This is a genomic window from Nonomuraea montanisoli (assembly GCF_013363975.1).
GTDB classification, from domain to species: domain Bacteria; phylum Actinomycetota; class Actinomycetes; order Streptosporangiales; family Streptosporangiaceae; genus Nonomuraea; species Nonomuraea montanisoli.
In genome coordinates this window covers 578,213-589,981 of record NZ_JABWGN010000001.1, presented here as the reverse complement: position 1 = coordinate 589,981, position 11,769 = coordinate 578,213, and the positions used below count along the sequence as shown (strand labels likewise).

Annotated in this window: 11 protein-coding genes and 1 pseudogene; 5 read left to right on the top strand and 7 right to left on the bottom strand. The window is 74.3% G+C overall.

What is annotated here, in order from left to right:
* Positions 1 to 28: 28 nt before the first annotated feature.
* The 3 genes and pseudogenes from HTZ77_RS02605 to HTZ77_RS47255 form a co-directional block, all read left to right on the top strand.
* Positions 29 to 1,210, top strand: a complete 1,182-nt coding sequence (locus HTZ77_RS02605) for an MFS transporter (protein ID WP_328808378.1) — start codon at positions 29 to 31, stop codon at positions 1,208 to 1,210.
* A 123-nt stretch (positions 1,211 to 1,333) separates the two neighbouring features.
* Positions 1,334 to 2,080, top strand: coding sequence for a GNAT family N-acetyltransferase (locus tag HTZ77_RS02600; RefSeq protein WP_175587765.1), 747 nt, complete (start codon positions 1,334 to 1,336; stop codon positions 2,078 to 2,080).
* A gap of 41 nt (positions 2,081 to 2,121) precedes the next feature.
* Positions 2,122 to 2,712 (top strand): annotated as a pseudogene (locus tag HTZ77_RS47255) (lysophospholipid acyltransferase family protein); the annotation flags it as partial.
* A gap of 206 nt (positions 2,713 to 2,918) precedes the next feature.
* Here the strand turns inward: HTZ77_RS47255 and HTZ77_RS02590 are convergent.
* Positions 2,919 to 4,148 carry a CynX/NimT family MFS transporter gene (locus tag HTZ77_RS02590; protein ID WP_175587764.1) on the bottom strand — a complete coding sequence of 410 codons (1,230 nt, stop codon included), beginning with the start codon at positions 4,146 to 4,148 and terminating at the stop codon, positions 2,919 to 2,921.
* 59 nt (positions 4,149 to 4,207) lie between these two features.
* Positions 4,208 to 5,860, bottom strand: coding sequence for a thiamine pyrophosphate-dependent enzyme (locus HTZ77_RS47995; protein ID WP_175587763.1), 1,653 nt, complete (start codon positions 5,858 to 5,860; stop codon positions 4,208 to 4,210).
* A 14-nt stretch (positions 5,861 to 5,874) separates the two neighbouring features.
* Between HTZ77_RS47995 and HTZ77_RS02580 the strand changes: the two genes are divergently transcribed.
* Positions 5,875 to 6,543, top strand: coding sequence for a hypothetical protein (locus tag HTZ77_RS02580; protein WP_175587762.1), 669 nt, complete (start codon positions 5,875 to 5,877; stop codon positions 6,541 to 6,543).
* Here the strand turns inward: HTZ77_RS02580 and HTZ77_RS02575 are convergent.
* Complete coding sequence (locus HTZ77_RS02575) at positions 6,540 to 7,466, bottom strand: quinone oxidoreductase family protein (RefSeq protein WP_175587761.1); 927 nt, start codon at positions 7,464 to 7,466, stop codon at positions 6,540 to 6,542. The two genes, HTZ77_RS02580 and HTZ77_RS02575, sit on opposite strands and share 4 nt — an antisense overlap.
* Before the next feature lie 87 nt (positions 7,467 to 7,553).
* Between HTZ77_RS02575 and HTZ77_RS02570 the strand changes: the two genes are divergently transcribed.
* Complete coding sequence (locus tag HTZ77_RS02570; protein WP_175587760.1) at positions 7,554 to 8,009, top strand: MarR family winged helix-turn-helix transcriptional regulator; 456 nt, start codon at positions 7,554 to 7,556, stop codon at positions 8,007 to 8,009.
* Here HTZ77_RS02570 and HTZ77_RS02565 read toward each other — a convergent pair.
* The 4 genes from HTZ77_RS02565 to HTZ77_RS02550 are packed head-to-tail and all read right to left on the bottom strand — an operon-like array spanning position 7,985 to position 11,761.
* Complete coding sequence (locus HTZ77_RS02565; RefSeq protein ID WP_175587759.1) at positions 7,985 to 8,644, bottom strand: response regulator; 660 nt, start codon at positions 8,642 to 8,644, stop codon at positions 7,985 to 7,987. The two genes, HTZ77_RS02570 and HTZ77_RS02565, sit on opposite strands and share 25 nt — an antisense overlap.
* Entirely contained in the window at positions 8,641 to 9,795 is a 1,155-nt protein-coding gene (locus HTZ77_RS02560; RefSeq protein WP_175587758.1) for a sensor histidine kinase, read from the bottom strand. The genes HTZ77_RS02565 and HTZ77_RS02560 overlap by 4 nt, the downstream gene beginning before the upstream one ends.
* The gene (locus HTZ77_RS02555) at positions 9,792 to 10,613 is read right to left on the bottom strand and encodes a CPBP family intramembrane glutamic endopeptidase (RefSeq protein WP_175587757.1); all 822 of its coding nucleotides are present in this window, start codon (positions 10,611 to 10,613) and stop codon (positions 9,792 to 9,794) included. The genes HTZ77_RS02560 and HTZ77_RS02555 overlap by 4 nt, the downstream gene beginning before the upstream one ends.
* 56 nt (positions 10,614 to 10,669) lie before the next feature.
* Positions 10,670 to 11,761: an amidohydrolase family protein gene (locus HTZ77_RS02550; protein ID WP_235994131.1), complete on the bottom strand. Its 1,092-nt coding sequence runs from the start codon at positions 11,759 to 11,761 to the stop codon at positions 10,670 to 10,672.
* Positions 11,762 to 11,769 lie beyond the last annotated feature (8 nt).

The window sequence follows — 11,769 nt, the reverse complement described above, 5'->3', positions numbered from 1 at the left end:
CACCCCGCCTCCGGGCGAGCATGGCGGGGTGGGAACGAAGAACCGGGCGATCGTGCTGCTCTCCGTCGGGCATGCCTGCGTGGACGTCTACCAGGGGGCCGTGGCGGCGCTCGTGCCGTTCTTCGTGGCCGAGCGCGCCTACACCTACGCGGTCGTGTCGGGCATCGTGCTCGCCGCCTCGCTGCTGTCCTCGGTGGCGCAGCCGGTGTTCGGCCTGCTCACCGACCGATGGGCGATGCCGTGGCTGCTGCCCGTCAGCACGCTCCTCGGCGGGGTGGGCGTCGCGCTGAGCGGGCTGAGCGGCTCGTACGCGCTGACGCTGGCGTTCGTGGCCGTGTCCGGGGTCGGGGTGGCGGCCTACCACCCCGAGTCGGCCCGGGTCGCCCGGATCGCCAGCGGGGGCAGCCACAGCGCGATGGGCTGGTTCTCGCTCGGCGGCAACATCGGCTTCGCCTGCGCGCCGCTCATGGTCGCGGCCGTGGTCGCCGGCGGCGGGCTGCGGCTCTCGCCGCTGCTCGTGGCGCCCGCCGCGGCGGGCGCCGTGCTGTGCCTGCCCGTCCTGCGCGCCCTGGGACGGCCGGCGCGCGGCGGCTCCGGCGGCGGCCTCCCCGAGGGGGGCGACGACAGGAGGGCGTTCGCGCGGCTGTCGCTGGCCGTGGTCTGCCGGTCGATCGTGTTCGTCGGGCTGAGCGCGTTCATCTCCTCGTACGTGCCGGAACAAGTGGGCGACAGCGGGACGGCGGCGGGCACGGTCGCGCTGTTCGTGCTGTACGCGGGCGGAGCGGTGGGCACCGTGCTGGGCGGCAGGCTCGCCGAGCGCTGGGACCGGGTCACCGTCGTGCGGTGGGCGTACCTGGTCACCGTCGCGGCGGTCGCGGGCACCGTGTTCGTCCCGGGGCCGGCGGTCTACCTGTTCGTGGCGCTGACCTCCGCCGGCCTCTACGTCCCGTTCTCGCTCCAGGTCACCCTGGCCCAGGACTACCTGCCCACGCGCGTCGGCACGGCCAGCGGGATCACCCTCGGCCTGACGGTCAGCGTCGGCGGGCTCGCCAGCCCGGTCATCGGCGCGGTCGCCGACGCCACCTCCCTGCGCACGGCCCTGGCGCCGCTGGTCGTGCTGCCGCTCCTGGCCTGGCTGCTGTTCCGTACGCTGCCCGAGCCGGCCGTGCCCGGCGGCGACCGGCGCTCTCCGGCGCGCTCGGCGGGGTGAGGCGCGCGCCGGGGCGCTGCGGGTTCATCCCGCGGACGCCTCGCTGCCCCGGACGGGAGACTCCGTCTTCACGTCGATATGTCGACATTGTCGCGAGACGCCTCCAGGGAAGGACTCGCGCCGATGACCATCTCTCTCGCCACCGGCCCGCTCGACACCGGCTCTCTCGACACCGGACGCTACACGGTCGGCCTGGCCACGAGCGCCGCCGACCTGCGGGCCGCCCAGCGCCTGCGGCACGAGGTCTTCGCCGAGGAGATGGGGGCGCGGCTCGACAGCCCGGTCTCCGGCCTCGACGTGGACAGGTTCGACGCCTACTGCGATCACCTCCTGGTACGCGACGGGGACGCGGTGGTCGGCACCTACCGGCTGCTCCCTCCCGGGCGGGCGGACCGGCTGTACTCCGACACCGAGTTCGACCTCGGCACCCTCGCGCCCCTCAGGAAGAACCTGGTCGAGGTGGGCCGCACCTGCGTCCACCCCGACCATCGGAAGGGCGCGGTGGTCGGCCTGCTCTGGGCGGGCATCGCGCGGTACATGGTGAGCGGCGGCCACCAGTGGCTGGCGGGCTGCTGCTCGGTCTCCCTCGACGACGGCGGCGCGCTCGCGGCCGGCGTCGCCGGACGGGTGCCCCTGGGGCCGGAGGAGTATCGCGTCACGCCGCGCGACCCGTGGCGGGCGAGGGGCGCGGCCGGTTCCGACCGGTTCGTGGTGCCCGCCCTGCTGCGCGGCTACCTGCGGCTCGGCGCCTGGGTGTGCGGCGCCCCCGCGCACGACCGGGCCTTCGGCACCGCCGACTTCTTCGTGCTGCTCTCGATGGCCCAGGTGAACACCCGTTACCTGCGGCACTTCCTCGGAGAGCCGCGGTGAGCGTCGCCGCCCGGCCGGTGGAGATCAACCCGTGGCTGCGGATGGGGCCGTGCTCGCCCGCCGCCTGCGTGGAGCCCCCGGTCGCCGCCGCGGGGGTTCTCCGGCGCGTGTCGCGGCTCTGCGCGGCGGCGCTCGTGCTGCTGGCCGGTGTCCCGGTCGCCCTCCTGGTCCGCAGGGCCCGTACGACATGGCGGGCGCGGATGACGACGGTCTGGGCGCGGACGCTGCTGCGCGCGCTCGGCGTCAGGGTCGAGGCCGCGGCGGGCGCCGCCCTTCCCGCGGGGACGCGGGCGGCCGGGCCGGGAGAGGGCGCGGGGGTTCTGCTCGTGGCCAACCACGTCTCGTGGATGGACCCGCTGGTCATGGCCGCCGTGGTGCCGTCACGCCCGCTGGCGAAGCGGGAGATCGGCGCATGGCCGCTCATCCGTACGCTGGCGGCGGGCGCCGGGGCGGTGTACATCGACAGGGAGCGGCTTTCCGCGCTGCCGTCGGCCGTCGCGACGGTCGCGGGCGCCCTGCGCGCGGGCGACACGGTGGTCGCGTTCCCCGAGGGCACCACCTGGTGCGGACGCGGGATGGGGGAGTTCCGGCCGGCCGTGTTCCAGGCGGCGATCGACGCGGGGGCCGCCGTGCGCCCGGCGACGCTGCGCTACCGCGAGGGTGCGGCGACCTCCACCCGCGGCTGCTACGTCGGGGACGACTCGCTGCTCGCCTCCCTGCTGCGGGTGGCCGCCACCCGCCGGCTGGTCGTCGAGGTGACGCTCCTCGCCCCTGTCCGCACGGCGCCCGCCGGGAGGCGGCCCGAGGCGCGCGCGGCCCTGGCCAGGATCGCCGAGGCTCAGGTCCGCGCCGCCGTCGAGCGGCCGTCGGGGGCGATCAGACGGGGGCGGGCGGCGCGGACGCCCGTCACGGTCTGCACCGCGCAGGCCGCGATGCCCGCGAGCAGCGGCACGGTCCAGCCGCCCGACTCCTGCCGCAGCAGGCCGATCAGCAGCGGTCCCAGGGCGGCCAGCACGTAGCCGAACGACTGCGCCACCGCCGACAGCGCCGTGACCGACGCCGGGTCAGGGGCGCGCTGGGTGATGATGAGCAGCGCCAGCGCGAGCGACGCGCCCTGGCCGAGTCCCAGCACGATCATCCACAGCCACGGCACGGTGGTGGGCGCGGCCAGCACGCCCACGTACCCGGCGACCGTGAGCACCGACGACGCCACCACGTGCGGCACCTGCGACCTGCGCCGCCCCGCGTGGACGGGCACCGTGAAGGTGGCCCCGACCTGGGCCAGGTTCGTGAGGCTCAGCAGGTAGCCGGCCTGGTCGGCGGGCAGGCCGGCGTCCTGGAAGATCGTGGGCAGCCAGGCCAGCATGATGTAGAAGGTCAGCGACTGGAGCCCCATGAACGCCGTCACCCACCACGTCGTCCCGCTCCGCAGCAGCGCCGCGAACGGCCTGGCCCGCACGGCCGCGCCCCGGGCGTCCGGTTCGCTCCGGGGGGCCGGTTCGTCCCGGGGCCGGCGGAACGCCTGGGGCAGCCAGAGCAGCGCGGCGGCCAGCGCGGGCACCGCCGCCAGCGCCGACACCTCCCGCCAGCCGTACCCGGTGAGCCGCTCCAGCGGCACCATGAGCGCCGCCCCCGCCCCGGCGCCCAGGACCAGGGCCGAGACGTAGACCGACGTCCAGGGCCCCACATGGTCGGGGAAGTGCTGCTTGACCACGCCGGGCATGGCGACGTTCATGACGGCGATGGCGGTGCCCGCCAGGGCGGCGCCCAGGTAGAGGGCGGGCGCGCCGTCCGCGGCCCGGACGAGCACGCCGACGGTCAGCAGCAGCAGGCCCGCGAGCAGCGTCCGGTCGAGCCCTGTCCGGCGGGCCAGGAACGGGGTCAGCCAGCCGAACAGTCCCAGGCACAGCACCATGACCGTGGTGATCGCCCCGCCCGCCGCGGGTGTGAGCCCGACGTCCGTCATGATCTCGTCGAGGAGAGGGGAGAGGCCGGCGAGGGCCGGGCGGAGGTTGAGCGCGGCCAGCACGAAGCCGGCGTACAGCAGTGCGGATCTCGCCGAGGACATCTGGCCAGGGTACGACCCGGTCACAGGCCGCAGTCAGAGGGGTGCGCGGCTACGCATGGTCATGGCTGGTGGTCCCGGTCCACGGCCACGGTCACGTCGAGCAGCAGCGGCTCGTCCCGGACGGCCAGCGCGGGCATGACCTCGTCGAGGGCGGCCGTCAGCTCGGCGTGGGTCTCCACCCGCAGGGACGGGCAGCCCAGCGACCTGGCCAGGCCCTTCACGTCCACCTCGGTGAAGGCCGGCCACGGGACCTTCGCGCCGTGGTGCTCCGCGAGCCGGTCCAGCACCGCGTACCGGCTGTTGGACAGCACGACGAACAGCGCGCCGGCTCGGTAGTGGGCGGCGCTCCACAGCGCGTGCAGGCCGTACAGGGCGGAGCCGTCGCCGGTCACGGCCACCACGGGCCGGCCGGGCAGGGCCATGCGCAGCCCCACGGCCGCCGGCAGCGCGAAGCCCAGGCCGCCCATCGCGGCCGACACGAACCCGAGCGGGTTGCGGGCGGGCACCAGCCGGTGCAGGTCGAGCCTGGCCGACGGGCACTCCTCGACGAGCACGGCGTCGGCGGGCATGCGGCGGGCGAGCTCCCGCAGCACGTGCGCGGAGCTCAGCGGCCGTCCTCCGGCGGGGACCGGCGGCACGTTCTCCGGCGCCGACCGCACATGCGCGGATGGGCCGTCGCCCACGGCCCCGTCGCCCAAGGCCCCGGGGAGGCGGGCGGAGAGGAGGGCGGTCAGGTGGGCGCAGGTCGCTGCCGGGTCCGCCAGGCAGGCCAGGTCGGCGGGGCTGCGATGCGCCTCCGACGGGTCGTCCGTGACCAGCGCCACCGTCGTGCCCGGCTCCACCAGCGGCCCGGGCGTGTACGAGTACTGCCGGAAGACCGGCGCGCCGACGGCGAGCACCACGTCGTGTCCGGCCAGCGCCGCCCGCAGCCGTGGGCGGTCGGCGGGCAGCACGCCCGCGAACAGCGGATGGTCCTGCGGGAACCCGGCCCGCGCCCCGAACGGCTCCTGCCACACCGGGCACCCGAGCAGCTCGGCGAGCGCGACCAGCGGCTCCCACGCGCGGCACGCCCCCGCGCCCGCGACGACGACCGGCGCCCGCGCCCCGCCCAGCAGCTCGGCCAGCGGCGTCAGGTCACCCGTCGAGCCCCCGCCGTCACCCGCGCCCGGACGTGCGGGCGGGCGCAGCAGACGGGCCGGCGCGGCGAGGATCTCCCCCTCGTACGGCGCGTCCCAGTCGTCCATCGGCACCACCACCAGCGCCGGCCCCCGGAACGTGACCGCCTCGTGGGCGGCCCGCGCCACGGCGCCCGGCACGTCCTGGGCCCGGACCGGCTGGTCCGCCCACACCGGGTAGTCGCCCGCCAGCCCGGTCAGCCGTCCCGCGAGGAACGGCTCCAGTGCCAGGTGCCGCCGGTCCTGCTGGCCCACGAGCACGACCAGCGGCACCCGGTTGACGCGGGCGGTCGCGATGGCGCCCACCGCGTTGCCGAGCCCGGCCGTGGTGTGCAGCACGGCGAGCGCCGGCGCGTCGTGCCCCATCGCCCACCCGGTGGCCATGCCCACCACGGAGCCCTCGTGCAGGCCCAGCACGAACGTCAGGTCGTCGGGCAGCCCGCCGAGCAGCGTGACCTCCGTGGATCCCGGATTGGCGAAGACCGTGGTCAGCCCGGCCCGCCGCAGAACGTCGAATGTCGCTTCTCGTACGCTCACCGCGTCCCCTTCACGTGCTGGATCCCAGTGTCGCCCGCGCCCCCGGCGACAGCGGGGACCGGCACGCCGAGGACCCCGGCGATCCGGGACGAGTACGCGAAAGCGAGTGGCCGTCCGGGGTGCCGTTCGCGATCATGGCAGGCGTGCTGACCATGAGGATGAACGACGCCGCGGCCGACCTGCTCGGCATCATGAACGGGCTGGCGGTCGCCGAACCGCCCGGCGGCCTGTCACCCGGCCTTCGCGAGTGTCTGACGGACGGCATCGTCCGCCGGGGCGAGGTGGTGACCTGGGAATCGGACGCCGAGCGTGCCGAACGCGCCCCGGCGGCCCAGGACGACCTCACGTCCTGGGAGCGCACCCTGACGTCCTTGCACCTGGAGGACCACGTCCCGGTGGACGTCGTGCTGGACGACGAGGGCGCTCCGTGGATCAGCGAGGAGGACCAGCGGACCCTGCTCGTGCACGGGATCGCGTTCGCCCTGGAGTTCGGCAAGGGCGTTCACGCCCTGGAGCCGCCCACCGCGCTCAGGCTCGTCGTCGACGTCAACGAGACGAACGGCACGTTCAGGTTCAGCCGGATCAGGCCCGCAGATCCGGGGAACGACACGGAACTGGACGGCTACCGGCACAGCAGGATCGTCATGATCGACGTCGAGCCCGCCCGGGTGAGGGGCGACTAGGGGACGAGGACGACGCGGTCGTCGCTCTCGGTGGTCCATGCCTGCGCGACCTGGGCGAGGGGTACGGCGCGGGCCCGTACGTCGATCGCGCCCGCGGTCACCGCCGCGGCCAGCTCCGGCAGCTCGGCGAGGAAGTCGCGGGCGGGGACCGAGCCGATGCCGCTGCCGACGATCCGCATGCGGGCGGAGCGCAGTGCCGCGGAGGGGATCGGCGCGGTCTGGCCGGCGATCGATCCGATCTGGATCCAGGTCAGCGGGGCCGTGCGGTCGGCGCGGGCGGTGAGCATCGGGATCATGGCGCCGGCGGCGAGCTCGCCCCACACGTAGTCGATGACCACGTCGACGTCGGCCGCCTGGCCGATCCGGTCGTAGGCGATCGTCTCGTCGGCGCCGAGCGCCGTGAGCGCCCGCAGGCGGGTGGTGTCGCGGCCGGCGGCGATGACCTGGGCGGCGCCGAACAGCTTGGCGATCTGGACCGCCATCCGTCCGGCGTTGCCGGTGGCGCCGAGGACGAGGACGCGCTGACCGGCGTGGAAGTCGACCCGCCGGCGGAGCGCGACCCAGGACGACATGGCCGGGTTCATCGCGGCGGCGATGCGCACGGGGTCGATGCCGCCGGGCAGGATCACGCTGCGGCGAGGATCGATGAGGGTGCGCTCGGCGAACGTCCCCAGTGCTGTGTCGTCCAGGACGACGTAGCGGACGTTGCCCTCCTCGTCGCGCACCACGCCGTCGACGCCGGGGACGAGCGGGTACGCGCCGCCGCTGGAGTAGTGCGAGCCGTTCGCCTTGGCCCTGGTCAGATGGTGCAGCCCGGCCGCGAGGACCTCGACGACCAGCTCGTCGCCGTGGCGGGGCGCGGGGTCGGGGTGGTCGCGATAGACCGGCGGGGCATCGGATGCCTGGATGACGGCAGCGTGCATGGTGACCTCCGTGAGATGGTTTGTAATACCAACTACCGACATAATGGTTGGGAATACAAACCATGTCAACCGGGCTAGCATGACGGCATGACCACCGCCGACGACGTCATGGACGCCCTCGTCCGGACCACCTTCGAGGTGGCAGGCGTGCTGACCCGCATCGGCGGCGAGCACGATCTGTCGCTCACCCAGCTACGGGTGCTCGGCATCCTGCGCGACCGCCGCGCCCGCGTCACCGACCTGGCCACCTACCTCGGCCTGGACAAGTCCACGATGTCCGGCCTCATCGACCGCGCCCAGCGCCGAGGGCTGCTGACCCGCGGCAAGAACCCCGAGGACGGCCGGGTCGTCGAGGTGTACATGACCCCGGCCGGGCTCGAACTCGCCCAGCGCGTGGAGGACGACATCCGGCGCGCCCTGGCGCCCGCGACCGACCGCCTCGACCCGGAACAGCTCGACCGGCTCGTCAGCCTGCTCGACACCGTCTTCGCCCGGTCGTCGCGCACGGACGCCGTGCCTCAGGTCACCAGGCCCCTGCGGTAGGCGTAGACCACCGCCTGCACGCGGTCACGCAGGCCGAGCTTGGTGAGGATGCGCGACACGTACGTCTTGACGGTCTCCTGGCTGATCACCAGCGTGGCGGCGATCTCGCTGTTGGACAGCCCGTCGGCGATCAGGCGCAGCACCTCCAGCTCCCGCGGCGTCAACGCGGTGTCGCCGGGCGTGTCCTGGGCCGGGCGGATCCGGGACGCGTACCTGCCGACGAGCTGCCGCGTCACCTCGGGCGCCAGCAGCGCGGCGCCCGAGGCGACGGTGCGGATGCCGTGCAGCAGTTGCGCCGGCGGCGCGTCCTTGAGCAGGAACCCGCTCGCCCCCGCGCGCAGCGCCTCGTAGACATACTCGTCCAGGTTGAACGTCGTCACCACCAGCACCTTGATCGGGGACTCGACCCCGGCGCCGGCCAGCAGGCGGGTGGCCTCGATGCCGTCGAGCACCGGCATCCGCACGTCCATCACGACGATGTCGGGGCTCATCCGCCGGGCGAGCTCCACCGCGGCGCGGCCGTCACCGCACTCGCCCACCACCTCCAGATCGGGTTGCGCGTCGATGATCGTCGCGAAGCCGGTGCGGATCAGCGCCTGGTCGTCGCAGACCAGGACCCGGACCGGCGCGCTCACGACCGGCTCCCCGCGGGGATGCGGGCCCGTACCACGAAGCCGCCGCCCGCCTGCCGACCGGCGCTGAACTCGCCGCCCAGGGCGTCCACCCGCTCCCGGAGCCCGGCCAGGCCCCGCCCGCTCCCGCCGGGAGAGCCGGCCCGGGAGCCGAGGCCGTCGGTGCCGACCTCCACGCTGATCTCCTTCTCGCCGTAGCGCACCCGGACCGTGGTGGGACTGCCGTGGGCGTGTTTGAGGGCGTTCGTCAGGGCTTCCTGGACGACCCTGTAGGTCACGAACTCGGCGCTGCCCGCCGATTCCGCCGGGTTGCCCTCCTCGGCGAACTCCACCGGCTGCCCGGCCTGGCGGGTCTGCTCCACGAGCGTGCGGAGCTCGCCCGCGGACGGCATGCCGACGTCGGTGTCGTGATCGGCCTTGAGCAGGTCGAGCATGTGCCGCAGGTCGCCGATGGCCCGCCGGCCGGTGTCGGTGACGGCGCTCAGCGTCGCGTCGAGGCGATCGGGCGCGGCCGTCAGGTAACGGGCCGCCTCGGCCTGCACGACCATCGCCGTCACGTGGTGCGTCACGACGTCGTGGAGCTCGCGGGCGATCCGGGTGCGTTCGGCGGCGCGGGTGGCCTCGGCGACGTGGCGGCGGCGTTCCGCCTCGGCGGCGCGGGTGGAGCGCAGCCAGGCCCCGATGCCCCACGCGAGGGCCAGGGCCAGGTAGAAGACCACGTAACCTTCCACCCTCTCGCTCGCGCCGATCCGGCCGAGCGCGAGTGCCAGCGGCACGTACGCCACGGAGAGGAGGACCACGGTGGCGCGCCGGTGGCGCTCCAGGTGGGCGCCCGCGCTGATGAGCGCGATGGGCATCGCGCTGCTCGTGAACACGTGGTAGGCGCGGAGCTGGTCGAGGACGAAGCCGAGCGACACCAGCGCCAGGCACACGGCCGGCCACCGCCGGCGCACGGCGAGCGGAAGGGACTCCAGGGCGATCACCACGAACGCCAGCGCGTCGAAGGGCCGGGCCGGCAGGTCGCCGACCTGCGTCCCCTTGCCGTGCAGCGCCGGCAGGAGCGACGCGACGGCCAGCAGCAGCCCGAACGGCAGATCCCGGACCACGACGTCGCAGCGCCGCCACAGGTCCGTGATCCGCCGTAGATCGATCATCGGGCGAGCGTAGCGGTCGCGCCGCGCCGGATCGGGACCACGTTGCCGCGCCGGCGGGCCAGCCACATGAACGCGACTGTCAGCAGCAGGCCGAACACCACCGCGTACGGGCTCGCCTCCGGCCCGAACGAGCCGCCCGTCAGCAGGGCGGGACCCGAGGTCACGCCGTGCAGCAGCCCCTGCGTCGCGCCGTTGCCCGAGACCTCGGTGCCGAAGATGCCGGCCGCCGCGAAGTTCCAGCCGAAGTGCACACCGATCGGCACCCACAGGGTGCGGGTGGCGGCGTAGGCGGCGGCGAGCATGCCGCCCGCCTCGATCGCGATGGCGATCGCGCCCCACAGGTCGGCGTGCGGGTTGAACAGGTGCGACAGGCCGAACAGCAGCGCGGTCAGCGCCAGCGCCGGCCACGTACCCGTGCGTTCCTCGACGATCCTGAACAGGATGCCGCGAAACAGCAGCTCCTCCGTCACGGCGGCGGCGGCCATGAAGCCGAGCAGCCCGGCCGCGCCCGCCGGTGATCCCAGGCCGTCGATCCGGTAGCCGCCCATGAAGGCGATGTTCACGATGACGGCCGCGAACAGCGCGACCCCGATCAGCGTCCCTCGCGCGACGGCGAGGGCGGCGCCTCGCGCCGCCACCTCCACCGGCGCGCGCTGCTCGGACCACCGCACCACGCGGGCGTAGACGAGTACGGCGAGCACGGCCGTCGCGAGGCCGAGGAGCAGGGTGAGGAGTGGGTTTCCCTGCACCGCGCCCACGATCGCGCCGCCGGCGAAGGCGACCAGCGCGACGGGCACGAGCTGTTTCAACAACCGCATGACGACTCCCTGGCTGGGGGACTTGGCGACGGGATGCCGTCGCTACGCCGGAAACGCTAGAGATTCGGCGGTCGGGAGTCGTCCCCGTGCGGTGGACACTCGCGGGTAGCTCGCACGGGGGACAGCGTCTCGGCGCGGGCGGTGAGGCGTTCCCAGTTGCGGTGGGCGATGTCGGCCTTCTGCTCGTCGGTGAAGGGCGCGTCCTCCAGGAAGGATCGGGCGGCGCCCTTGCTGGTGTCGACATAGGGGAAGCCGCCGGGGCGGGAGCCGTAGGTGAAGGGGTAGTCGGTGGAGTACAGCATCCGGTCGGTGCCCATGACCTCGGCGGTCCAGCGCAGGTAGCGGGGGCTGTTGGTGCCGCTGCCCGCGACCCAGAAGTTCTGCGTGAAGTAGTCCGCGAGCGGTCGCTGAAGGCCGCCGGCCTGGGCGAAGAATCCGGTGTGGTCGAGGTAGAACAGGACGACCTCGCCCCAGTGCCCGGCGATCACCTGCAGGTCGGGGAAGCGGTCGAAGACCCCCGAGAAGATCATGCGGAGGTACTGCACGCCCAGGTCGTAGTACCAGCCGATCGCCGCCCCGGCCAGCGGCGTGCCGATCGGGCCGATGCCGGAGTAGTAGGCGTCGATCACCGGCTGGACCGGCATCTGCGGGTGGAAGTGCAGCGGCACGCCGAGCCGCTGCGCGGTGGCGTACACCTCGTCGTTGTCCGGGTGGTCGGCCAGTTTGTCCCCGGTGCGGCCGTACAGCATGGCTCCGGGGAAGCCCAGCTCGCGCACCGCGCGCTCCAGCTCGGCCGCGGCCGCGGCCGGCGACTGGGTGGGGATCGCGGCGAACGCCTGGAAACGGTCGGGGCGGGAGGCGACGATCTCCGCGAGTTGGTCGTTGGCCTCACGGGCCACCGTGATCGCGTCGGCCTCCGGCAGGTCCTGCACGCCCGGCGACGACAGGGACAGCACGGCGACGTCGATGCCCTGGTCGTCCATGTGGGCCAGCCGCTGCTCACCGACCTCGCGGAGGTTCCTGGCGATCGGGCTGTCGCCGAAGCCGCGGGCGGGGATCCGCGGCGATCCCGCCCGCTGGTACGCCTCGAGGACGGCGGGTACGACGACGGTCTCTTCCACTCCGATGATCCGCAGACGGTCGGGCATGACGATGC